We start from the raw sequence: 22,645 nt of genomic DNA on the forward strand, positions 1-22,645 counted from the left end.
CCGCGCCGTCCGCGCACTAGGCTCCTGCGCTTCGGTGTCGTCTTCCGGGAGGACGGTCGATGTGGGCGCTGTGCGGTTGTACGCGGCCGTTGCGGCGGGGGGATTCAGACGGTACGCGACGTATCGGGCCGCGACGGCGGCCGGGGTGTTCACGAACACCGTCTTCGGGCTGATCCTCGTCTACACGTATCTGGCGTTGTGGGACGTGCGGCCGCACCTCGGCGGGTACGGCCGGGCGGAGGCCGTGACGTTCGTGTGGCTGGGGCAGGCGTTGCTGTCGACGCTCGCGATCGGGGGCAGCGGCGTCGAGAGCGAACTCATGGAACGCATTCGCACGGGTGACGTCGCGATCGACCTGTACCGGCCGGCCGATCTTCAGGCGTGGTGGCTGGCGGCCGATCTGGGCCGGGCGGTGTTCCAGTTGCTGGGGCGCGGAGTGGTCCCGTTCGCCTTCGGGGCGCTGGTGTTCCCGGTGGCGCTGCCGACGGACGTGCTGACGTGGGCGGCGTTCCTGGTGGCGGTGGTGCTGGGGATGCTGGTGAGTTTCGCGCTGCGGTTCCTGGTGGCGCTGAGCGCGTTCTGGCTGCTGGACGGGCAGGGCGTGACGCAGATGGCCTGGCTGGCGGGGACCTTCTGTTCGGGGATGCTGCTGCCGCTGAACGTCTTCCCGGGCGCGCTGGGTGAGGTCGTGCGGGTGCTGCCGTGGTCGTCGCTGCTGCAGGTGCCCGCCGACGTGCTGCTGGGGCATGCCGATCCGGTGGGCTGCTACGTCTTCCAGGGGACGTGGGCGGTGGTGTTGCTGGCGGCGGGACGGCTGGTGCAGTCGGTGGCGGCGCGGCGGGTGGTGGTGCAGGGTGGCTGAGATCGCGGGGCCGGGGACGGGACCGGGGCCGGGCGGCCGGTTCGTGGGCCGGGCCGGGGGGTCCGGGCGGGGCGGCGGCGGACCGGCGGCCGGGCCCGCGGAGCCCGGGTGGGGTGCCCGGACGGCGGCCGGGCTGCGGGTGTACGGCCTGATCGCCGGGATGTGGATCCGGTCGACGATGGCGTACCGGGCGTCGTTCGCGCTGACGACGGTCGGCAACTTCGCGGCGACCGCGCTCGACTTCGTGGCGATCCTGCTGATGTTCTCCCGCGTGGACGCGCTCGGCGGGTACACGCTGGCGGAGGTGGCGTTCCTGTACGGGCTGTCCAATGCGTCGTTCGGGCTGGCGGATCTGGCGATCGGCTCGATGGACCGGCTGGGGCGGCGGGTGCGCGACGGCACGCTCGACACGCTGCTGGTGCGGCCGGCGCCGGTGCTGGCGCAGGTCGCGGCGGACCGTTTCGCGCCGCGCCGGCTGGGCCGGGTCACGCAGGGCGCGCTGGTGCTGGGCTACGCGGTGTCCGTGCTGGACGTGCACTGGACGCCGGTGAAGGTGCTGTTGATGCCGGTGCTGCTGCTGAGCGGCTGCGGGATCTTCTGCGCGGTGTTCGTGGCGGGCGCGGCGTTCCAGTTCGTCGCGCAGGACGCCTCCGAGGTGCAGAACGCGTTCACCTACGGCGGGACGACGATGCTGCAGTATCCGCCGACGGTGTTCGGCAAGGAGATGGTGCGCGGGGTGACCTTCGTGCTGCCGCTGGCGTTCGTCAACTGGGTGCCGGCGGCGTACGTGCTGGGGCGGCCGTATCCGCTGGGCCTGCCGGCGTGGGCGGCGTTCGCGCCGCCGCTGGTGGCGGTGGTCTGCTGCGCGCTGGCGGGGCTGGCCTGGCGGGCGGGGCTGCGGTCGTACCGCAGCACGGGGAGCTAGGGGGCCGGGACGACAGGGGGGACGCGCGGGGTGTGACGGGCGGAGTGGGAGACAGGGACGGCATGAACGGCGTGAACGGCGGCGACGGCGTGGGCGATGTGGGCGGCACCGGAGGTGTGAACGGCGTCAGCGGTTCGGGTGGCATCGGCGGTGTGGACGGTCACTTCATCGAACTGGACCGGGTCGAGAAGGTCTTCGACGTGCGCAGGCGGACCGGGTTCCTCAGGAGCGAACGGCGGCAGGTGCGGGCCGTCGACGGGATCTCCTTCACCGTCGCGCGCGGTGAGATGGTCGGCTACATCGGCCCCAACGGCGCGGGCAAGTCGACGACGGTGAAGATGCTGACCGGCATCCTCACCCCGAGCGGCGGACGGCTGCGGGTGGCGGGCATCGACCCGTCCCGTCAGCGGACGCGGCTGGCGCAGCGCATCGGGGTGGTGTTCGGTCAGCGCACCACGCTGTGGTGGGACCTGCCGCTGATCGACTCCTACCGGCTGACGCACCGCATGTACCGCATCCCGGACGGCCGTTACCGCGAGAACCTCGACCGCTGCGTCGAACTCCTCGAACTGGGCTCTCTGCTGGACGTGCCGGTGCGGCAGCTTTCGCTGGGGCAGCGCATGCGCGGCGACATCGCGGCGGCCCTGCTGCACGACCCCGAGGTGCTCTACCTCGACGAGCCGACCATCGGCCTCGACATAGTCTCCAAGGCCAGGGTCCGGGATTTCCTGCGGGACCTGAACTCCGAACGCGGCACGACGGTGCTGCTCACCACGCACGACCTGCAGGACATCGAGCAGTTGTGCTCACGGGTGATGGTCATCGACCACGGCCGCCTGATGTACGACGGTCCGCTGGCCGGGCTGCACGACGCGGGGGAGAGCGAGCGGACGCTCGTGGTGGACCTGGAGCGCGAGGTGCCGCCGATCGAGGTGCCGCCCGCGCGTGTCGTGCGGGTGGAGGGGCCGCGGCAGTGGCTGGCCTTCCCGGCGGCGCAGTCGGCCGCCCCGCTGGTGGCGCGGATCGCCGCGCAGTACCCGCTGGTGGACCTGTCGGTGCGGGAGCCGGACATCGAGGCGGTGATCGCGAAGATGCTGCACTCGCCCGGACGGACTGGTGACGGTCCGGCGGAGGAGGCGCAGCGGGTTGTCTCCCGGGGCCCGTCGTGAGCGGCCCGCCGGCACGGGCATACCGTCATCGGCGTGCTGTCGCGGGCCCGCTGTCGCCGGCGTGCTGTCGCGGCCCGCTGTCACGCGCACGGGACTGTCCTCGCCCGAACGGCGGCGCCGGGGCGTCCGGTGCGTGGTCCGGCGGACGGGTGGTCAAGTCCTGGCCGCTTCACCGGGCTTCAGGGGGGTGCCCGGTCGGCGTGGATTTCGTAGGCTGCTGCGCATGACCGACGATGCGCCCCAGCTGCGCGCCTCAGACGCCGATCGTGACCGGGTCGCCGACATCCTCAGGGACGCCCTGGCGGAGGGGCGGCTGGACATGGCGGAGTTCGAGGTACGGCTGGAGGTGGCGTACCGGGCCCGGACGTACGGGGAGCTCACGCCGCTCACCGTGGACCTGCCGGCCTCCGGTGCGGCCGTCCCGGTGGTGTCGCTGCGCAAGGATCCCGCCGAGGGCGGGACGTGGGCGGACCGGATCGTCGGCGGTGGCGGATCGTCGGCGTGGGCGGTCGCCGTCATGTCCGGGTTCCAGCGCAAGGGGCGCTGGACGGTGCCGAAGCTGTTCCGCTCGTTCGCGTTCTGGGGCGGCGGCGAGATCGACCTGCGCGAGGCGTACTTCGCGGACCGCGAGGTGGAGATCAACTGCGTGGCGATCATGGGCGGGGTGCAGGTGATCGTGCCGCCGGGGGTGGAGGTCGTCGTGCGCGGCGTCGGCGTCATGGGCGGCTTCGACCACCGCGAGGAGGGCGTCCCCGGGGATCCGGGCGCGCCCCGTGTGATCGTGACGGGGTTCGCCTTCTGGGGCGGCGTGGGCGTCGAGCGCAAGCTCACGAAGGCGGAACGGCTGCGGCAGCGGGAGGAGCGGGCCCGGCTGAAGGAGGATCGGCGCCGGGAGAAGCTGGAACGCCGCTCGGAACGGCACCAGCTGCACGCCGCACGCCGCGAGGAGCGGTGGGAGGACCGGGACCGACGCCGGCACGGGAACGGGCCGGTGTAGCGGGAACCCTCGGACGCCGCCCGGTCCCGTTCGGGCACCGGTGCGGGCGCCGCCCGCTTTCGGCCGGCTACCTGCGTGGCGCCGCTCCCGGCGGGCACCCGCCCCCTCTTGGCACCTGCGCGGCGCCCGGTCCGGGCCGGGCGCCGGCGCGGGCGTCCGCTGCCCCGCGGTGTCAGGTGAGCGCCGACGCCACCAGCGCGGCCGCGTCGGCCACCAGGGCGTTGTGCGCCGGCCCCTCGGGGGAGTACCGGGTCGAGAGCACCGACAGCACCAGCGGCGGCCGCTTCGGCGGCCAGACGACGCCCACGTCGTTGGCGACGCCGTACTCCTGCCCGCCGCCGGTCTTGTCCGCCAGGATCCAGCCGGCGGGCAGGCCGGCACGGAACCGTTCGGTGTTGGTGGTGTTCGCCACCAGCCAGCCGGTCAGCCGCTCGCGGTCGGCGGGCGCGAGCACGCGACCGAGGACGAGACGTCCGAGCGTCCTGCCGATGGCGGCCGGAGTGGTGGTGTCGGTGACCCGCCAGGGCTCGGCCGAGTTCAGCTCCGGCTCCCAGCGGTCGAGCCGGGTCGTCGTGTCCCCGATCGACCGGCAGAAACGGGTGATCGCCGTCGGGCCGCCCAGCCGGCTCAGCAGAAGGTTCGCCGCGGCGTTGTCGCTCTCCCCGACGGCGGCGGCGCACAACTGGGCGCCGGTCATGCCGTGGGCGAGGTTCTCCGCCCGGCCGGTGACGGGGGCGTACCCCGACTTCCGGACCAGCGCCTCGGAGTAGCGGACGCGCCCGGCGAGGAACTCGCCGTGACGGTCCAGGTCCCGCAGGACCGCCGCGGCGGCGACGGCCTTGAACACCGAGCAGATCGGGAACCGCTCGCCGGCGCGGTACGACACGGTCGCCCCGGTCGCCGTGTCGTGGGCGAACACCCCGAGCCGCGCCGAGTGCTCCCTCTCCAGGTCCCGCAGCCGCCCGTGGAGGTGCCCGCCGGACGCGGCGGCACGTGCGCTGCCGGGTGCGGACACCACGGTGGCGAGGGCGGCGGCGCCGCCGAGCGCCAGGACGGTCCGCCGGGTGGGAACAGCCTCACCGATCTGCACGCTCGTCCTCTTTTCCTCGTCGCCTCGTCGCTTCTCGCCGCGTCGCGTCGCGTCGTATTCCGTCGTCACCATGTCTGCCGGGGGAGCCGGCCGCGGGCGCCGACACAGGACCGGTCCACGGGATGGGCCGAACGGCGGGCAGCCGCCGCGGGAGGGCCGGTGTTCCCGCGGCGGTCACAGCCGCGCCTGCCCCGCACCCTCGAGGTCGGCCAGGTCGAACGTCATCGCCATCCGGCGGTAGCCCAGGTCGCTCGGGTGCAGGTGGTCGCCGCTGTCGTAGTCCGCCCGCAGCCGGCGCGGGGCGTAGGGGTCCCGCAGCGCCTTGTCGAAGTCGACGACCGCGTCGAAGACGCCGCCGGCCCTGATCCGTGCGTTCACCTGCTGCCGTACGGACTCCCGGGCATCGGTCCAGCCCCGGTGCCCCTGGAACGGCATGAGCGTCGCACCGACGACCCTCAGTCCGCGCCCGTGCGCCTGCCGCACCAGCGTGCGCAGTCCCCCGGTGATCTCCTCGGGGTCGGCGAGGCGCGGATTGCGCAGGATGTCGTTGACTCCGAGGTCGACGACGACGACCTTGACGCTGGTCCGCTCCAGCACGTCGCGCCGGAAGCGGCTCAGCCCGCTCGCGTTGTCGGCGGGACGGCCGGGGCCGCTCGCCACCACCTGGTTGCCGCTGATGCCCTCGTTGACGACGCTGTAGCGGGGCACGTCCGCGCCGGCGGCCACGGCGGCCCGCAGCCGCTTCGACAGGACGTCCGTCCAGCGGCGGTTGGTGCCTGCCGTGGAGGTGATGCCGTCGGTGATCGAGTCGCCGAGGACGACGACGGTGCCGTCCGCGGCGTCGCTGAGCACGTCCAGCGCGGTCACGTACCGCCAGACCTCGGTCCGGCCGGTGTACGGGGCCCCCGTCACGCTCTCGGCCGCGTCGCCGTCGGCGACGTAGGAGACCTGGCGTGCGTGGCGGTGATAGGTGACCGGCCCGGACGGGGTGGGGGAGTGGAGGGTGACCAGCACGTCGGCGCCCTGCGGTACGACGACCGGGACCGCGTCGCTCATCACCTGCTCGCCGGCCGGGATGACGACGGCGGGGAGGCCGGCGAAGGTGAGCCGCACCATCGTCCCCGGGGCGGCGGCAGCGCTGCCGTGGCCGGCGGCGACCGCGATCGACGCGTGCGTGACGGTCAGCGGCGACCGGCCGTAGAGATTGGACAGCGTGACGCGGGCACTCGTACCGCCGACGCTCGCGTGCACCACGTTGCGCACCGAGCGGCCCGCCAGACCGGCGGCCCCGGTGCCGGGCTCGGCTCCCGAGGGGGCGGCGGCCCAGGCGCCGACCCAGGTGCCGGCGGAGGCGGGGGCGGCGGAGTTGTACGGCGCGCGGCCGGCGGGGAAGGGGCCGGCCGGACTGCCCTCACCGGAGGCGACCGAGACGTACAGGACGGTGGAAAGGACCACGATCAGTGCGCCGATCGCGGTCAGCAGGGCATAACCATGACGTTTGGTCATGCGGATGTCGTTCTCCTAGACGAAGGGAGCCCTGGGCTCCGATCCGGTGAGCTCACGCTGCGGGCATGGCTCGGGAGGGCGTGTCAGGACCGGGCCCGGCGCCCCCGGGGAAGTAGACGCCGGGAACCCTCGTCCCGTTCCGGGAGTCGGTCAGGAGGGGACAATTGTGTGCGGGATCACCGAACGGGTGGAGCGGATGGATCGGACAACACCGGAAGCGAAGAACGACCCGGCGGCGGGCGGGAAGGGCCCGCAGGACGTAGGGCACGGGGACACCGCGAGCGCCGGTGCCACCGCGGGGCCGGACGCCGCGGCGGGATCCGGTGCGGCCACGGACTCAGGTGGTCCGGCGGGATCCGGTGCGCGGACGGGCTCGGCCGGTTCGGCGGGCTCCGGCGGGTCCGCGCCCTCGGCGGGGCCCGCGCGCGCCGACGGTTCCGGGTCCGCGGCGGGCCCCGGATCCTCGGCGGGCCCGGAGTCCCCGGCACGGCCCGCCGAAGGCGCAGCCGCCGGCGTCCCGGCTCGTCGGCCCGCGGCCGCCGGTGCCCGCCCGCCGGCCGGCGGCTCCCAGCGGGCGATGACCGTGTTCAGTCCCGCCGACGAGGAGCGGCGCCGCGGTGTGCGCCGCATGAAGCTGACCGCGACCGGGATGCTGCTGTTCGTGGCCGTCGTCTACGCCCTCGCCAAGTGGGGGCAGAACCAGGGCGCCGGCGCCTGGGCGGGCTACGTCGCCGCGGGCGCCGAGGCGGGCATGGTCGGCGCGCTCGCCGACTGGTTCGCGGTCACCGCCCTCTTCCGCCACCCCCTCGGTCTGCCCATCCCGCACACCGCGATCATCCCCACCAAGAAGGACCAGCTCGGTGTCTCCCTGGGCGAGTTCGTCGGCGAGAACTTCCTCTCCGAGGACGTCGTACGGCAGCGGCTGCGCGCCGTCGGCATCGCCAGCCGCCTCGGCGCCTGGCTCGCCCAACCCGAGCACGCCGACCGGGTGACGGCGGAACTGGCCACGGCCCTGCGCGGCGCCCTGACGGTCCTGCGGGACTCCGACGTCCAGGCCGTCGTCGGTGAGGCGATCACCCGGCGGGCGAACGCCAAGGAGATCGGGCCCGGCCTCGGCAAGATGCTGGAGCAGATCGTCGCCGACGGCGGGCACCGGCGGGCCGTCGACCTGGTCGTCTCCCGGGCGCACGACTGGCTGGTGTGGCACGGCGACTCCGTCATGGACGCCGTGCAGGGCGGCGCGCCCGGCTGGACGCCGAGGTTCGTCGACAGGAAGGTCGGCGAGCGGGTCTACAAGGAGCTGCTGCGCTTCGTCACCGAGATGCGGGACATGCCCTCCCACCCGGCGCGCGGCGCCCTCGACCGGTTCCTCACCGACTTCGGCTCCGACCTGCAGTCCGACACCGAGACCCGCACGCGGGTGGAGCGCCTCAAGGACGAGGTGCTCGGCCGCGGCGAGGTGCAGGACCTGATCGCGTCCGCCTGGGGCGCCGTACGGTCGATGATCGTCTCCGCGGCGGAGGACGAGCGCAGCGAGCTGCGGCTGCGCGTGCGGGCCTCCCTGCTGTCGCTGGGCTCCCGGATGGCCGTCGACGCCAAGGCCCAGGGCAAGGTCGACGGCTGGGTCGAGGGCGCGGCGGTGTACGTCGTGACGACGTACCGCAAGGAGATCACCTCCCTGATCACCGACACGGTGGCGGGCTGGGACGCCGAGCACACCACGCGCAAGATCGAGGCGCACATCGGCCGCGACCTGCAGTTCATCCGCATCAACGGCACGGTCGTGGGCTCCCTGGCGGGTCTGCTGATCTACACGGTGTCGCGGGCCCTCGGCGCGTAGGCCCCGCGCCCGGGGTCCGCGCACGGGGTCCGCGGGCCGCCCCGGCCGGGTCGGCCGGGTCGGCAGGGCGTGAGGGGCGCGGGTAGCGGGCACCCGATGAGCGTTCTGCTGAGGAGGGAGCCCATGACCACCGCACAGGCCGAGGCCGGCCGCACCGTGACCACGAACATCCCCGCCAGACTCGACCGACTGCCCTGGGCGCGCTGGCACTGGACGATCGTCATCGGTCTCGGCACCGTGTGGATCCTCGACGGCCTCGAAGTCACGGTCGTCGGCAACATCGCCAGCCGCCTGTCGGAGTCCGGCAGTGGTCTGCCGATCACCTCCAGCCAGGTCACCGGCCTCGCGGCCGCGCTGTACGTGGCCGGAGCCTGCGTCGGCGCCCTGTTCTGGGGCCGGATGACCGACCGCTTCGGCCGCAAGAAGCTGTTCATGATCACCCTGGCCGTGTACCTCGCGGCCACCGCCCTGACCGCGGTCTCCTTCGACGCCTGGTGGTTCTTCCTCTTCCGCTTCCTCACCGGCTTCGGCATCGGTGGCGAGTACGCGGCCATCAACTCCGCGATCGACGAGCTCATCCCGGCGAACTACCGCGGGCGCGTCGACCTGATCATCAACGGCAGTTTCTGGGTGGGCGCGGTCTTCGGATCCCTGCTGTCCATCCTCGCCCTCAACACCGACCTGCTGGCCGCGAACGTGGGCTGGCGGCTGACCTTCGCGCTGGGTGCCGTCCTCGCCCTGGTCATCCTGCTCGTGCGGCGCCATGTCCCGGAGAGCCCGCGCTGGCTGCTGATCCACGGCAGGGAGAAGGAGGCCGAGGAGGTGGTGTCCGCCATCGAGCGGGAGGTCGAGAGCGAGCGGGGCGAGCCGCTGCCCCCGCCGCACGGCGAGCTCACCATCCACCAGCGCAAGACCGTCGGCTTCCTGGAGATCGCCCGCACGGTGTTCTCCGACTACCGCAAGCGGGCCGTCCTCGGCTTCTCCCTCTTCGTCGGCCAGGCTTTCCTCTACAACGCGATCACCTTCGGCTTCGGCGCGATCCTGACGAAGTTCTACGACATCCCCGCCGACCACACCGGCTACTACTTCGCCGTCATCGCGGTCGGCAACTTCGTGGGCCCGCTGCTGCTCGGCAAGCTGTTCGACACGGTCGGCCGCCGGGTGATGATCTCCTCCACGTACCTGCTGTCCGGCCTGCTGCTGTTCGGCACCGCCTGGCTGTTCGACCGGGGTTCGCTGAGCGCCGGGACGCTGACCGCGTGCTGGTGCGCGGTGCTGTTCTTCGCCTCGGCCGGCGCCTCCAGCGCCTATCTGACGGTCTCCGAGATCTTCCCGATGGAGACGCGGGCGATGTCCATCGCCTTCTTCTACGCCCTCGGCACCGCGGCCGGCGGTATCAGCGGCCCGCTGCTGTTCGCCGACCTCACGGGCACCGGCAAGGTCGGCGACACGGTCCTCGCCTTCCAGATCGGCGCGGGGCTGATGTGCGCGGCCGGCCTGGTCGCGGCGGCCCTCGCGGTGCGGGCGGAGCGACGCTCGCTGGAGGACATCGCCAGGCCGCTGACGGCGGCACCGACGCAGGTCGCCACCGCGCAGGGCGGCGGCACGGGGGTGGCGTAGCCCGGGAACGGGCGGGCGTGGGCACGTATGACGGGCGCGTAGACGCTCGGAGTGGGGCCGACCGGGTCGGCCCCACTTTCGTGACCGGAGCGGGAGCGGTGGCTGTCTGCGGCGGCCGCGCGCCCGGTGGGGGTGCCGCCGTTGGCGTACGTCCGTTGGGGGCGTCGCTTTCGACCGTGCTCGGCGCGGCCCGGGAGCTGGACCACGCCGCGGTGGTCAGCGCCGCCGGTCAGTCCCCCCGGTCAACCCGCGGTCTGTCCCGCTCAGCTCCCGGCCGGGCTCGCTCAGCCCCCGGCTGGCGCCGCCGGTCAGCTCCCGGCCGGCCCCGCTCAGCCCCGGTCAGTCCAGCCGGTCAGCGCCGCTCAGTCCGGCCGGTCGGCGCCGGTCAGTCCGGCCGGTCAGCGCCGCCGGTCGGAGACGGCCCAGGAGGCCAGGGCGACGGCGCCCGCCACGCCGAGGACGGACGGCCAGGCGCCGACCTTCTTGGCCAGCGGGTGCGACCCGGCGAAGGCGGCGACGTAGGCGGCCGTGAGCGCGCCCGCCGCCTTGCCGCCCGCCCGCTGCCGCCACTGCTGCGCGGCGGCGGCCCCGGCGACGGCCAGCACGGCCCCGCCCAGCTGCCTCTTCTTGGTCCAACGGGCGACCCCGTACCCGCCGACGAGCCCGCTCGCGGCGACCACAGCCGCAGGAACCCTGGCCATCACTGCCTCCCACACGTCCATACGTCAGAACAAACCGAGGCTAACCCGCCTCCCTCGCCCGCCGGGCGACCGCCGCTCCCGCGCACCGGACGGCCACCCGGCCGCCCCACCGGATGAGACGCAGCTCACAGCCATGGCCCCCGCCGGTGTGTCACACCACGCGCCCCCGCTCCGTCGTACTCGTGCAACCGCGAGAACAGACCTGCCCGAGTCGCAGCAGAGAGCATCAAGGAGACCGCGATGGAAGCCCGCCTCAACCTCTTCGAGAACGCCGTCCTGGCCAGGACGATCCGCCACATCAACGCCGCCGGCAAGGTCCTGTCGGAGTCGGCGCTTCCGGCGGCGACGCAGGAACTGGTGAAGATCCGCGCCAGCCAGATCAACGGCTGCGGCTTCTGCACCGACATGCACACCAAGGAGGCGGCACACGCCGGCGAGTCGGCCCAGCGTCTCCACCTGGTCGCGGTCTGGCGGGAGGCGAAGGTCTTCACCGAGGCCGAGCGCGCCGCCCTGGAGCTGGCCGAACAGGGCACCCGCATCGCCGACGCCGCCGGCGGAGTCACCGACGAGGCCTGGGAGAACGCCGCCAAGTACTACGACGAGGACCAGCTGGGCGCCCTGGTCGGCCTGATCGCCCTCATCAACGCCTACAACCGCGCGAACGTCATCGTCCGGCAGCCGGCGGGCGACTACGAGCCGGGCATGTTCGGCTGACGCCACCCGGCCCCAGTGGCACAACCTGCCGCGGCCCCGCCCCCGGCGAGCGACGGGGGGCGGGGCCGTCGCGTCACCACGACCGCGGCCGTCCCGCCCTCCCGGGCACCGCATCCACGACGTTGACCACCACGAACGCGCAAACCTGAGCCGGAGCTTGTCAAGTTTCATCCGCCGGGCTATATAAGAAGACGTAGGGCATCGCACAGCACCATCTGGCGAAAGGAGTGACCTGTGATGCTCATGCGTTCCGACCCGTTCCGTGAACTCGACCGCCTCACGCAGCAGGTATTCGGCGGGGCTCGCCCGGGGACTATGGGCATGGACGCCTACCGCGCCGGTGACGACTTCATCGTCCACTTCGACCTGCCGGGCGTGGACCCCGAGACCATCGACCTCGACGTCGAACGGAACGTCCTGAACGTCCGTGCCGAGCGCAAGTCCCCCGCCCCCGAGGGCGCGGAACTGCTCGTCGCCGAACGCCCCACGGGCACGTTCACCCGTCAGCTCTTCCTCGGCGACACCCTCGACACCGAGCGCATCGACGCCTCCTACGAGGCCGGCGTCCTCACGCTGCGTATCCCGGTGGCCGAGCAGGCCAAGCCGCGCAAGATCCAGATCTCCGGCGGCAGCGAACGCAAGCAGATCAGCGGCTGAGCCGATCCCCGGGCCGGCGGAGACGCCACCGCGGCCCCCGACCGCGACCGTCGACCGCAGCCGCCGGCCGTCGCGTCGGCCGCCGAATCGGCTGAGCGGCGGGGCTGCGTGCGGGCCGCGGCGGCCGCCGGCGTGGCGGCCGCCGGTCCCGCGGCCTCGGACGGTGGACGGCTGCGCAGCCGAGGCCGCCCGGCCCATCACGTCCCAGGAGAAGCGTCCCGCGAGTCCGCGCCCCACTCGCGGGACGCCGTCACCCATGCCCGCCCCTTGTCCCCGGCGGGCGGACCCGGAGGAGGACCCCGCACGATGAGCGCGACGACGGTGCCGAGTGTGACGCTGCCCCGAGTGACGGTGCCCGGCACGCCGAGGACGCCGAGTACCGGCGCGACTGCCACGGCCGTCACCGGCGAGAGCGTGAGCACGAGCGGACGGACGCCGAGTGGACGGACGCTGACGAACGTGCTGACGAGCCCGCTGCCCCTGCCCCGGTCCCGGCGCTCCGACGACCGGCACGACACGGACGCGGACCAGTGGAGGGAACTGACCGAGGCGGTGCGGGACGCCGGTCAGTACCCGACGAGGGCGGAGGCCGAACGCGTCACCCGTATCGTCCTGTCGGCCCTCGGCGGTCACGTGATCGGTGACGAGCGGGCCGAACTGGCCCGGGCCCTCCCCCAGGAGGCGGCCCGGGTGGTCGCCGCGCAGATCCCCGCGACCCGCCCCCTGACGGCGGCCGAGTTCGTCGACTCGGTCGCGGCCCGCATCGAGGGAGCCACCCCGGCGACGGCCCGCTGGGACGTCAGCTCGGTCCTCAGCGTCCTGGCCGACCTGGTCGACGACGACCTCCTGACCCGCATCCTCAACCACCTGCCCCCGGGCTACGCCCTCCTGTTCGGCCGGGCACACCTGAGCCCGCGGTGACCCGCGCCCCCGTCGGCTGACGGACGGGCGCCACCACAGCGCCCGGTGGCGCCCGAAACGGGGCTGTCGCAGCTCCTGACGTCGTCGACAGCACCTCCTCGACGTACGCCCGGTAAGGGGCGACGACTGTTCTCGCTGGCGGGTTCCGTGTCTGAGACGAGCCCGGTCGTACGCGCTGACCTCCTCCCCGTCCTTCCCCGGCCGTCCGGGCCGCCGACAGCAGCAGCACGCGGTCCTCCAGCGGCAGGCTCCAGGGCCGACCTTGGCGCACTGGATCCACGCCGTCTCGTCGGAGCGCGGTGATCAGCTTGCGGAAGCTACGCGGGCTCAGTCCGCTGAACGGGGTTATCCAAGACGGCTCCGACGCCGTGATCACACCAGCCACGCCAAGATCGTTCCATCCGCCGCACCATCTCACTGAGGTGTCGCGGAACCACCGGCCGTCCGTCGATGGCCAGGCCACATGTCGTCATACGCCGCGTCGAAGAACTGCGCCTGCGGCGCGCGCAGCGCGGAGCCGTCGGATATTCCGCTCTTGGCTGCCTCCGCGAGGCGGGCCGCATAACGATAGGCAGCACCTCGCAGGAACTCGCTTCTGGCTGCCAAGTCGATCTCCGCTTGCGCCAGCCACAGATCATCGACGAGCTGATCGAGCTCGGCATCGGCCGTGGTGCCTTCACTGCCCGAGCGTGCGAGCGCCGCCTTCTCCGCCTTCGACGCAAGACTCAGGAACATCAGGACCGCGTGCTTGAGCTCCGCCCGGTGCGCGGCCGACTCCTGTACTTCGAGCTGTCGAGTGCTTGCTCGTGACACGAGGTACTGGCCAAACAGTGATCCGCCCGCGCCGAGCGCAACGCCTGCCAGCGACAACAGCGCCGGCCCCAAGGTTCCCCAAGATCCCATAACTTGAGTCTCTCAGCCCCACGTTGGTCGCTGTGTGAGGAGCTCAGCCACCCTCGGACCGCTCCTGCCACCGTGATTGCGGGACAACTCTTGGACCCGCTTGCACACGCCAGGCTCCGAGGATGAAAAACGCGATGTTTCAGGCGTGATCAAATGATTTACTGACGTGTTGACGCCCATCCCCCAATCCGGCCTTGCCCGACATCCCTTGACGTGGCGTCAGGAGGTTCGTCATGCCCAAGTACACCTACGACCTGCCGAAGCACGACGTTGATCACGGCGTGGAGGTGAAGATCGCTGATCTCCTCATCGACCCGCAGGCCCAGCGCACGCTGAACGAGCGTCGTGCCCAGTTGATCGCGAACAGCCTCGTCCGTGAGGCGATCGGAACCATCATCGTCTCCGAGCGTGAGGATGGCTCGCGCTACATCGTCGATGGCCAGCACCGGAAGCGCGCCTGCGAGCTGGCAGGGTTGGAGACTATTCGGGCGGACATCCACTACGGCCTTACGCAGGAACAGGAGGCGATTCTCTTCCTGATCAAGAACCGCGAGTCTCACAAGCCGCGTCCGATCGACGAGTACCACGTTGGTCTCACCGGAGGTGTGCCTCTGTTTGTCGATACGGACCGTGTTTTGAGGGCTCACAGACTCGGCCTTGGCTCTTCCTCGACGAACAGCGTGGGCGCCGTGTCGGGCGTTTTGCAGATCACGGACCGATACGGGGCGGAAGTGCTTGACCGTACCCTCACCATCGCGGAAGAAGCTTGGGGTCGCTCCGCCGAGACTTGGGACGGCATGCTCCTGGGTGGCATCGGAATGTTCATCGGTCGCCATGGTGAACTAGTCAATGACGCCGAACTTGCGAAGAGGATTGAGCGCACTGCCACGGCGGCGAAGTGGCGTTCTCAGGTTTTGAGTGCAGCGTCCAACGGTGGCTTCAACAACAGCGGAACCGGGTCTCGGATTAGCGTTTGTTACCGACTTGTCCTGGATGCATGGAATAAGGGGCGTCGACCGGCCAACCGAATCGAAGGATAGGTCGTCAGCGCGAAGGTCCAGGACTTCGACCCTGGCTACTCCGAGGGGGTCTGGCGTGTCGCAGACCCCCTCGTGCATCGCGTGGAGGCTAGCTGAGCGCATCGCGTCTCAAGGCTTGTATGAAGTCGTGCCAGGTACCAGCCTGAACATGGACCACTGCATCTTTCGATAGCTTTGAGTCCCGTATCAGCGTGTTGTCGTCGACGTATGCGCACTCCACACACTCCGTGCCGCTGCCGCCGCTGTAAGACGACTTGAACCAGTCAAGCTCTGACAGTGTAGTCATCAAGACTCCCTGCTGACTTTGTCGATGTACGCAGTGGATGACTCGAGGTCGAGTGCTTGTGCGCTGAGGTACTGGAACGCCAACCTATAACGCTCAAGCTCCTGCGGCTTCTCCATGAAGAGTCCGCCGCCGAGGAGGTCCACGTACACCACATCGAGTTCGGGAGTCTGCCCGCGTAGGACAGCGAAGCTGCCGACAGCCGCCGCGTGCGCGCCACGTGCGAACGGCAGCACCTGGACTGTGATGTGTGGGCGCTGAGACACGTTGAGCAGGTGCTCCAGTTGTTCTCGCATCACTTCTCGGCCACCCACTCGCCGACGAAGCGCCGCCTCATCGATCACGCACCAAATGTGCGGTGGATCCTCACGATCCAGCAACTCCTGGCGCTTCATGCGGATATCAACCATGTGCTGTACCTCGCGCTCTTCGCACTGCACCTCCGACGCCCGATGTACGGCCTCGGCGTACGCGCGCGTCTGAAGCAAGCCAGGTACATACATGCAGGCGTAGTGGTCCTCGCGAGTGACCTCGTCCTCAAGGGTGAGCATGAGGTTCATCGATTCGGGGATGGGATCGGCGAGGGATCGCCACCACCCCTGGATCTTGGCGCCCTTGGCCAACTCGACCAGCGCGAGGCGTTCCTCTTCCGTGGCTCCGTACTCACGACATAGAGCGTCAACGGCCGGCCACTTGACCGCGCCCTCCTTCGTCTCGTAGCGGCTGAGGGTTGCCTTTGAGATGCCGACCCGAGTCCCTGCCTCCTCCAAGGTGAGCCCCTTTGACTCGCGGAGTCGGCGCAGGTCGGAGCCCAATTGGCGCCTACGGGTGGTGGGTCCAACTGGCATGCGTACACCCCTTCTTGTGGATAGGGCAGATCGTGGTCGTCCGGCGGCGAGAACGGCAAGGTGCCGTGCGCCGGGGGCGCGCGTTGGGGAGCGTGCTTCTACGGCTGGGATGTGAGAGTTCCATTTTGAGAGTTCCACTGCAACTGTGAGTTCTTGTGAGATCACTGAAAGCGCAAGACGGCATGAGTGACTGGAGCCAGTGGGTGGACGAGGGCGTGGAGGACTGCCGTAGCTGTACGCCAAGGAGGGTGTGGGAGCTGCCGTTCCTGGCGGATGCCACGGAAGTCGCCGGACTGCGCCGTATGTTGCGGCTCCGCCTGGAGCTTTGGGGCTTGCTGGACCTCAGTGAGGTCGTTGAGCTGTGCGCCAGCGAACTCGTGACCAACGTGATCACCCACGTGGGACCGGGGACTCCGACCATGCTCGCCCTCGCGCAGCGCGGCGCCCGTGTGCGTATCGAAGTGCAGGATCCGGATCCTCGCACGGTCCCGGTTCTGGCCCATGCGGATTCGGAGGCCGAATCGGGCCGGGGCATGGCGCTCATCGACGCTTTGACCGACCGGTGGGGTATCGACCTCACAGCCCAGCGCAAAGTGACCTGGTGCGAGTTCTACACGGCCCTCGGCCCTGCCCATGGGTACGCCTTAGGTCCCCGTGTGACCCGAGCTGCGGACGTACTGGGGCTGTATGGCAGTGCGGTGAAGGCGTCACATGGCATGGACCTGGGGCGCCTCGGAACGACGGTCGCGGAGGAGACCGCGATTGATGTGATCACGGATCTCCTCCACTGGCTTCACGCACATGGTCGTGACCCGGAGGAGGTATTGGATCGGGCCCAAACTCACTTCGAAGCCGAAAGTCGCTGATGTGAAGCATGGCTCGGCGCGTTTCAGCCCGCCGCGGTCGCGGACTAGGGCCGCTGCGGTGGACCGGCGGCTCGCAGCTCAGGCGCGATGCGGCGTCCGGCGGTCAGCGAACGATGTCAGGAAACGACTCGGCGATGATCCTGAGCAGCTCGCGGGCGCCATCAGCGTCGAGCTGGATGCTTTGGCTGATCTTGTCGGGAATCTGGCGGTCGGTCGATCCGTAAGTGTCTAGCTGGAGGATGCGACGACCACCCGACGTGAAGGATCGGTAACCGCATATGACGGGACCGTGGACCCTTTGCGTGTCAGAGGAGGTCGTCTGAAACTCTTTGATCAAAGCCATGCGCACACTCTGCCAGGCTTGCGGGAAGGCCATGCCCAGAGACGGCGGAAAAGATCCCAACCCTTCGCCAGTTGAGTGGAGCAGATGGGGCTACTGGGCATGGTCGTACGACCGCTGCCGAGTATGAGCGAGCAGGGTCCCTCTGGCTCGCGGGGCGCGGTAGCCAGGCAGCTGGAAGCGGGTTCTCTCGTGGCCTTCGTCTGTCAAGCCCCAGTCATGAGGCCCCGTGGCACTCCCCGTAGACCCGCCCCGACCCGCACCAGCAGGCGGCCCCCCGCTCCGGTGGCCAGGCGATTGCCCGGCCGCGGGCCGCCAGGATCGTCGCGTACTGGGGGAGGAGGGTGGTGTCGGTGGGGGAGGCCAGCTCCGAGGCGGCGAAGGCCTCGTAGGAGGGGACCGTGCCCGTGACGACGCCCAGGTTCGCGGTGCCGGAGGCGGACAGCTCGCGCAACGACGTCTCTATCGTCGCCAGGTGCTCCTCGTGGGAGGGGTACTCGGCGGCGAGGGCCGGGTAGGCGGCGACGAGCTCCGCCAGTTCGTCCGCCGGCCAGTGCAGCATGGCCACGGGGAACGGGCGGGACAGGGCCTCCCGGTAGGCGCCCAGTTCGGCGCGCAGGCGGGTGATCTCCGCCTCCAGCTCCGCCGGGTTCTCCGAGCCGAGGGACCACACCCGCTTGGGGTCGTGCAGCTCGTCGAGGGAGACCGGCGACGAGTGCAGGCCGTCGGCCAGGGTGTCCCACTCGTCGTGGGCCACGGCCAGCATGCGCCTGACCCGGTGGCGGCCGAAGAAGAGGGGGTGCAGGGCATGCGGGGGCTCCTCGGTGTCCGTGAGGAGCAGCCGCAGCCCTTCCGTGAACGTGTCCTGCGCCGCCTGCAGCTCGTCGTGCGACTCCAGCGCCTCCGCGACGATCACCCAGGGCGCGGGGTCCCGGGGGCCCGCCGCGCGGACGCCGTCGATGATGGCCCGGGCTTCCGCCTCGTGGTCGTACTCCCAGAGGTTCGACGCCTTCAGGGCGCGGACCAGGTGCGGGTTCTCCAGGCTCTCGGGGGACGACAGCAGACGGTCGTAGAGCGTCGTCGCGGCCGGGCGGTCGCCGGACAGCTCCAGGTGCGCCGCGGCCCGGAGGAGCAGGGCCTCGGCGTCCTCGGGGTACAGACCGGCGGTCCGCTCCAGACGGGCGGCTTCGGTGGTGTGGTCGACGTTCTCGGCGGGAGTGTCGGGGCGCATGGGTGACACCGTACTGCCGACGGCCGACAAAAGAGAGGTATCCGCTGGCCAGGGTGCGGGCGAGGGGCGGGCGCGGGCGTGGGGCCGCACGGTGTGAGCGGGCGCGTGCGAGGTGGGGGGCGATGCGTGTCACAGGCCGTGCAACCGGCGCACCGTCGCCGGCGTCTTGTCCGACGAAGTTCGAGGACGGCGTACGCGTACGGGGAGGGGGATCAGTCCGTGATCGGCAGCTGGGCTGGTCCGCGTTCCGTCGCGACGCTGCTGTTCCTGCTTCTCCAGGTCGCACTGCTCGACACCGGCAGCCTGACCGCGACCGTCGCGCTCGCCGCCACCGCCGCGGCCGGGTCGGCGCTCGCCGTCTGCCTCCTGCTCGCCTCGCGCTGCGCATGCTCCGTGCCGCCCACCCGCGTCCGCACGGCCTTCCGTGACCGCGCCCGCCGTACGGCGTTCCTGCCGCAGCGTGATCCCGACGCCGCCGGCCGACCGCGGCCCCGGGCGCCCGGGCCCGCCCTCCCGGCGACCGTCGCGTAGGGCACCTCACCCGTACCTGTGACCGTGTGGTCCCGCGCGGGTCGTCATGCCGTCGTTCATCCGCACCCCGGCACGACGAGACCCCCGGAGGGCTCACTCACCATGTCCGTCTTCGCCCGTCTGGTCGACCAGCTGGCCGATCTGCTGCACCCCCTCTTCCACGCATCCGCGGCCGCCGCCGCGATCGTCCTGTCCACCGCGTTCGTACGACTCCTCGTACACCCCCTGTCCCGGGCCGCCGCGCGCGGGCAGCGGGCCCGGGCCGCACTCCAGCCCGAGCTGGCCCGGCTGCGGGAGAGGCACCGTAAGGATCCCGAGAAGCTGCGCCAGGCGGTGCTGGAGCTGCACGCGGAGAAGAAGGTGTCGCCACTGTCGGGCTGTCTGCCCAGCCTGCTGCAGCTGCCCGCGTTCTTCCTGCTCTACCACCTGTTCTCCAGCACGGAGATCGGGGGCGACACCAACAGCCTGCTCACGCATCGGCTGTTCGGCGCGCCCCTGGGCGGACGGTGGAGCGACGCCCTGGCGCACGGCGGCCTCCTCGGCGGAGCCGGGCTGGTCTACCTCGGGCTGTTCGCGGTCGTCGCCCTCTTCGCCGTCTTCAACTGCCGTCGCGCGGGGCGCACGCCGGGGAATGCGGGGCCGACGGCCGTGGCCGACGGGGGGCGGACGCCCGGACCGGCCGTGATCGGCAAGGTGCTGCCGTTCATGTCGTTCTTCACGCTCGTCACGGTGGCCGTGGTGCCGCTGGCGGCCGCGCTGTACGTGGTGACCAGTACGGCGTGGAGCACGGTCGAGCGGGCGGCGCTGTATCCGTGAGCCCGGCCCGGGCGCTGGTCCAGCACGTGAACGGTTGTTGCGCGGGGGGCGGTGACCTCGGACGATCGACCAGTCCTGCGACGGCTGCGGACGCCACACCCGTGCGCACCTCGTCGGCCGGGCCGCCGCGATCGAGGGAGATGGTCATATGAAGCTGCTGCGAGTCGGTACGGCGGGCGCGGAGCGGCCCGCGCTGCTGGACGCCGGCGGGACCCTGCGTGATCTGTCGGGCGTGGTCACGGACATCGACGGCGGTCTGCTGGCCGACGAAGCGGCACTGGGCAGGATCCGCGCCGCCGCCGACGCCGGGGAGCTGCCCGCGCTGGACGCGGACGGACTGCGCGTCGGACCGCCGCTGACCGGCATCGGCAAGATCGTGTGCATAGGTCTGAACTACCACGACCACGCCCGCGAGACGGGGGCCGAGCCGCCCACCGAGCCGGTGATCTTCTTCAAGGCGCCGGACACGGTGGTCGGGCCGAACGACACCGTGCTCGTTCCCCGCGGCTCCACCAGGACCGACTGGGAGGTGGAACTGGCGGTCGTCATCGGGCGCACGGCGCGGTACCTGGAGTCCCGGGAGGAGGCGCTCGCGCACGTCGCCGGGTACGCGGTCGCTAACGACGTGTCCGAGCGGGAGTTCCAGATGGAGCGGGGCGGGACCTGGGACAAGGGCAAGAACTGCGAGACGTTCAACCCGCTGGGGCCGTGGCTCGTGACGGCGGACGAGGTCCCCGACCCGCAGGCGCTGCGGCTGCGGCTGTGGGTCAACGGGGAGCTGAAGCAGGACGGGACGACCGCCGAGCAGATCTTCTCCGTGGCGGAGGTCGTCCGGTACGTCAGCCGGTTCATGACCCTGTACCCCGGGGACGTCATCAACACGGGAACGCCGGCGGGGGTGGCGATGGGTCGGCCCGCACCGAAGCCGTATCTGCGGGCGGGGGACGTGGTGGAGCTGGAGATCGGGGGGCTGGGGCGGCAGCGGGTGGAGGTTGCCGACGCGTAGGCGCTCCGCCGGGGGCGGGGATCGCGCTAGGCCGTGCATCGAAAGTGGAACTTCGCGGAATCCGCTGCACCATCCCGACCGGCCGCGTCCGGTCCTCAGGGAAGTTTGTGGGCGAGAACGTCGAGTCGCTCGATGGAAGGCGGCTGGGAGAACAGATCGCCGGCTCGTTCCATCAGGGCCTTGCCCAGCCGGCCGTTGAGGTGGGTCTGACGTGCGGAGTCGGTGGGGAAGGCGTCGAAGATCGCGAAGGCGGTCGCGCTCAGGCGCACGGCGAACCAGGCGACGGTGCCGGGCTCCTCCTGCACGACGTCAAGGCCCTTGCGGAGAAAGTCGGCGACCTCTTCCTCCTTGCCGGGCTTGGCCTCGACGTGCACGTACAGCCCGACCTTGACGTCTGCCATGAGGGGACTCCTTTCGGTGCTCGGCCGCCCGTGAGCGTCCGGGCACTGCCGTGACCGTTTGGCACAGAACGGGCCCATTATGGCTGGACTACTGTGCTTTTGCGTATATTCGCCGCCCGCTGGCACGTCGAATCACCCTCACCGCGCCGAAGCACCCACCGACGCAGGGCGGGGAGAGCGCTCCGATGCCGTGTCTGTTCTGGCAGCACACGCGCCCGCGCCCCTGGCGGGGTGTGTCAGGGGCGCGGGGTTGTGATGCCTCTGGGTTGGATGCGCGGTTCCTCGCGCCCCTGGGCTGGGACGGTCACGCTGGGTGCGGGGGTAGGGCGCAGAAGCGCCTGGGGGGCGGGGGCAGGGTGGGGTCAGGACAGGAGTGAGGCCAGCCTGCGCCATTCCTCCCTGGGGAGGGACTCGCGGTCGGCGCCGGTGACGGCCTGGAGCGCCACGTGGTCGGCGCCCGCCTGGTGGAAGGCGTCGATGCGGTCGCGGATGCGGGTGTCGTCGCCCCAGGCGAACACGGCGTCGATCAGGCGGTCGCTGCCGCCGTCGGCGACGTCGGCCTCCGTGAAGCCGAGGCGCAGGAAGTTGTTGGTGTAGTTCGGCAGCTTCAGGTACGGGGCCAGATAGGCGCGCGCGACCTCGCGGGCGCGGCCCGGTTCGGTCTCCAGGACGACCTTGAATTCCGGTGCCAGGAGCGGTGCCTCACCGAGGATGCTGCGGGCCTTCGCCGTGTGCTCGGCGGTGACCAGGTACGGGATCGCGCCCGCGGCCCGGTCCCGGGAGAGCTCCAGCATCCGGGGACCGAGGGCGGCCAGCAGCCGGCGCCCGGCGGGGACGCCCGCCTGGTCCAGCGCGTCGAGGTAGGCGACCATCGCCGCGTACGGGCGGCGGTACTGCTCCACCAGCGGGCCGTGGCTCACCCCGAGGCCCAGGACGAACCGCCCGGGGTGGGCCGCGTCCAGCTCGGTGAACTCCGCCGCGGTGACGGTGGCCTCCTGCTGCCAGATGCTCTGGATGCTGGTGCCCACGACGAGCCGCCGTGTCGCCTCGATGAGGGGGGCGGCGTTGCGTGCGGTGCTGTTGCCGCCCAGCCACAGGGCGCCGAACCCCAACTCCTCCAACTCGGCCGCGGCCTCGGCGCGTTCGCCGCGCCGGGCCGGGTCCTCCGAACGGAGCTCGACGCTCCAGATGCCGTACCGGCCGACGGTTTCCTTCAGGGGGCCTGACATGGGGCTTGCGGTGTCGCTCATCGCTTCCGATCCCTCCGGGCTGGGTGCTGTGCCGTGATCATCACGCGTGCCGACCCCTCCAACCGGAGGACTGCCCGGGATCACTCCCCGTGTTCCCCCGTCGGGACTACCGGTCCAGGTGTTTCCCC

At 71.3% G+C, this 22,645-nt stretch carries 24 protein-coding genes and 1 pseudogene; 14 read left to right on the forward strand and 11 right to left on the reverse strand.

From position 1 onward, the window contains the following. Positions 1-61 precede the first annotated feature (61 nt). The 4 genes from ACWDNY_RS05175 to ACWDNY_RS05190 all read left to right on the forward strand — a co-directional run bounded on the left by ACWDNY_RS05175 (position 62) and on the right by ACWDNY_RS05190 (position 3,953). Positions 62-862: an ABC transporter permease gene (locus tag ACWDNY_RS05175; protein ID WP_451644338.1), complete on the forward strand. Its 801-nt coding sequence runs from the start codon at positions 62-64 to the stop codon at positions 860-862. A 133-nt stretch (positions 863-995) separates the two neighbouring features. Then, entirely contained in the window at positions 996-1,787 is a 792-nt protein-coding gene (locus ACWDNY_RS05180; RefSeq protein ID WP_451644418.1) for an ABC transporter permease, read from the forward strand. A gap of 62 nt (positions 1,788-1,849) precedes the next feature. After that, positions 1,850-2,956, forward strand: coding sequence for an ABC transporter ATP-binding protein (locus ACWDNY_RS05185; RefSeq protein WP_451644339.1), 1,107 nt, complete (start codon positions 1,850-1,852; stop codon positions 2,954-2,956). Between the two features lie 223 nt (positions 2,957-3,179). Beyond that, the gene (locus ACWDNY_RS05190) at positions 3,180-3,953 is read left to right on the forward strand and encodes a DUF1707 SHOCT-like domain-containing protein (protein WP_451644340.1); all 774 of its coding nucleotides are present in this window, start codon (positions 3,180-3,182) and stop codon (positions 3,951-3,953) included. A 172-nt stretch (positions 3,954-4,125) separates the two neighbouring features. Here ACWDNY_RS05190 and bla read toward each other — a convergent pair whose 3' ends face one another. Then, entirely contained in the window at positions 4,126-5,115 is a 990-nt protein-coding gene (gene bla, locus ACWDNY_RS05195) for a class A beta-lactamase (RefSeq protein ID WP_451644341.1), read from the reverse strand. Between the two features lie 102 nt (positions 5,116-5,217). Further along, positions 5,218-6,549: an SGNH/GDSL hydrolase family protein gene (locus ACWDNY_RS05200; protein WP_451644342.1), complete on the reverse strand. Its 1,332-nt coding sequence runs from the start codon at positions 6,547-6,549 to the stop codon at positions 5,218-5,220. Positions 6,550-6,736: 187 nt separating this feature from the next. On the opposite strand from ACWDNY_RS05200, the gene ACWDNY_RS05205 reads away from it, so the two are divergent. Continuing rightward, on the forward strand, positions 6,737-8,389 hold the full coding sequence (locus ACWDNY_RS05205) for a DUF445 family protein (RefSeq protein ID WP_451644419.1): 1,653 nt from the start codon (positions 6,737-6,739) through the stop codon (positions 8,387-8,389). 123 nt (positions 8,390-8,512) lie between these two features. Further along, complete coding sequence (locus ACWDNY_RS05210; RefSeq protein WP_451644343.1) at positions 8,513-10,009, forward strand: MFS transporter; 1,497 nt, start codon at positions 8,513-8,515, stop codon at positions 10,007-10,009. A gap of 398 nt (positions 10,010-10,407) precedes the next feature. On the opposite strand, the gene ACWDNY_RS05215 is transcribed toward ACWDNY_RS05210, so the two are convergent. Next, positions 10,408-10,710 (reverse strand): hypothetical protein, encoded by a 303-nt coding sequence (locus tag ACWDNY_RS05215; RefSeq protein ID WP_451644344.1) that lies wholly within the window; start codon positions 10,708-10,710, stop codon positions 10,408-10,410. Between the two features lie 240 nt (positions 10,711-10,950). Between ACWDNY_RS05215 and ACWDNY_RS05220 the strand changes: the two genes are divergently transcribed. The 3 genes from ACWDNY_RS05220 (at position 10,951) to ACWDNY_RS05230 (ending at position 13,002) form a co-directional block, all read left to right on the forward strand. Beyond that, positions 10,951-11,424: a carboxymuconolactone decarboxylase family protein gene (locus ACWDNY_RS05220; protein ID WP_451644345.1), complete on the forward strand. Its 474-nt coding sequence runs from the start codon at positions 10,951-10,953 to the stop codon at positions 11,422-11,424. Between the two features lie 237 nt (positions 11,425-11,661). Continuing rightward, on the forward strand, positions 11,662-12,081 hold the full coding sequence (locus ACWDNY_RS05225; RefSeq protein WP_451644346.1) for an Hsp20/alpha crystallin family protein: 420 nt from the start codon (positions 11,662-11,664) through the stop codon (positions 12,079-12,081). Between the two features lie 480 nt (positions 12,082-12,561). Then, entirely contained in the window at positions 12,562-13,002 is a 441-nt protein-coding gene (locus tag ACWDNY_RS05230) for a DUF2267 domain-containing protein (protein ID WP_451644420.1), read from the forward strand. Between the two features lie 211 nt (positions 13,003-13,213). On the opposite strand, the pseudogene ACWDNY_RS05235 reads toward ACWDNY_RS05230, so the two are convergent. Next, a pseudogene (locus tag ACWDNY_RS05235) lies at positions 13,214-13,387 on the reverse strand (IS5/IS1182 family transposase); the annotation flags it as partial. A gap of 29 nt (positions 13,388-13,416) precedes the next feature. Further along, on the reverse strand, positions 13,417-13,905 hold the full coding sequence (locus ACWDNY_RS05240; protein ID WP_451644347.1) for a hypothetical protein: 489 nt from the start codon (positions 13,903-13,905) through the stop codon (positions 13,417-13,419). A 233-nt stretch (positions 13,906-14,138) separates the two neighbouring features. Between ACWDNY_RS05240 and ACWDNY_RS05245 the strand changes: the two genes are divergently transcribed. Then, positions 14,139-14,945, forward strand: a complete 807-nt coding sequence (locus ACWDNY_RS05245) for a DUF6551 family protein (protein WP_451644348.1) — start codon at positions 14,139-14,141, stop codon at positions 14,943-14,945. 88 nt (positions 14,946-15,033) lie between these two features. Here the strand turns inward: ACWDNY_RS05245 and ACWDNY_RS05250 are convergent, their stop codons facing one another. Further along, positions 15,034-15,231, reverse strand: a complete 198-nt coding sequence (locus ACWDNY_RS05250; protein WP_451644349.1) for a DUF397 domain-containing protein — start codon at positions 15,229-15,231, stop codon at positions 15,034-15,036. Continuing rightward, entirely contained in the window at positions 15,231-16,076 is an 846-nt protein-coding gene (locus tag ACWDNY_RS05255) for a helix-turn-helix domain-containing protein (RefSeq protein WP_451644350.1), read from the reverse strand. Before ACWDNY_RS05255 ends, ACWDNY_RS05250 begins: the two co-directional genes overlap by 1 nt. A 248-nt stretch (positions 16,077-16,324) precedes the next feature. Here ACWDNY_RS05255 and ACWDNY_RS05260 point away from each other — a divergent pair, with 248 nt between their 5' ends. Beyond that, positions 16,325-16,942 carry an ATP-binding protein gene (locus ACWDNY_RS05260; RefSeq protein WP_451644351.1) on the forward strand — a complete coding sequence of 206 codons (618 nt, stop codon included), beginning with the start codon at positions 16,325-16,327 and terminating at the stop codon, positions 16,940-16,942. 103 nt (positions 16,943-17,045) lie between these two features. On the opposite strand, the gene ACWDNY_RS05265 is transcribed toward ACWDNY_RS05260, so the two are convergent. Continuing rightward, on the reverse strand, positions 17,046-17,285 hold the full coding sequence (locus tag ACWDNY_RS05265) for a hypothetical protein (protein ID WP_451644352.1): 240 nt from the start codon (positions 17,283-17,285) through the stop codon (positions 17,046-17,048). A gap of 214 nt (positions 17,286-17,499) precedes the next feature. After that, positions 17,500-18,513: an SEC-C metal-binding domain-containing protein gene (locus tag ACWDNY_RS05270; RefSeq protein ID WP_451644353.1), complete on the reverse strand. Its 1,014-nt coding sequence runs from the start codon at positions 18,511-18,513 to the stop codon at positions 17,500-17,502. Positions 18,514-18,732: 219 nt separating this feature from the next. Here ACWDNY_RS05270 and ACWDNY_RS05275 point away from each other — a divergent pair, with 219 nt between their 5' ends. The 3 genes from ACWDNY_RS05275 to ACWDNY_RS05285 all read left to right on the forward strand — a co-directional run bounded on the left by ACWDNY_RS05275 (position 18,733) and on the right by ACWDNY_RS05285 (position 20,866). Beyond that, positions 18,733-19,044, forward strand: coding sequence for a DUF6412 domain-containing protein (locus ACWDNY_RS05275; protein WP_451644354.1), 312 nt, complete (start codon positions 18,733-18,735; stop codon positions 19,042-19,044). A gap of 102 nt (positions 19,045-19,146) precedes the next feature. Beyond that, a complete protein-coding gene (locus ACWDNY_RS05280) occupies positions 19,147-19,860 on the forward strand; it encodes a YidC/Oxa1 family membrane protein insertase (protein WP_451644355.1) in 714 nt (237 codons plus the stop codon). A 148-nt stretch (positions 19,861-20,008) separates the two neighbouring features. Beyond that, the gene (locus tag ACWDNY_RS05285) at positions 20,009-20,866 is read left to right on the forward strand and encodes a fumarylacetoacetate hydrolase family protein (protein ID WP_451644356.1); all 858 of its coding nucleotides are present in this window, start codon (positions 20,009-20,011) and stop codon (positions 20,864-20,866) included. A gap of 95 nt (positions 20,867-20,961) precedes the next feature. Here the strand turns inward: ACWDNY_RS05285 and ACWDNY_RS05290 are convergent, their stop codons facing one another. After that, complete coding sequence (locus tag ACWDNY_RS05290; RefSeq protein ID WP_451644357.1) at positions 20,962-21,267, reverse strand: putative quinol monooxygenase; 306 nt, start codon at positions 21,265-21,267, stop codon at positions 20,962-20,964. 362 nt (positions 21,268-21,629) lie between these two features. Further along, entirely contained in the window at positions 21,630-22,517 is an 888-nt protein-coding gene (locus ACWDNY_RS05295; protein WP_451644358.1) for an LLM class F420-dependent oxidoreductase, read from the reverse strand. Between the last annotated feature and the right edge of the window lie 128 nt (positions 22,518-22,645).

This window comes from Streptomyces sp. NPDC003697 (assembly GCF_053587115.1).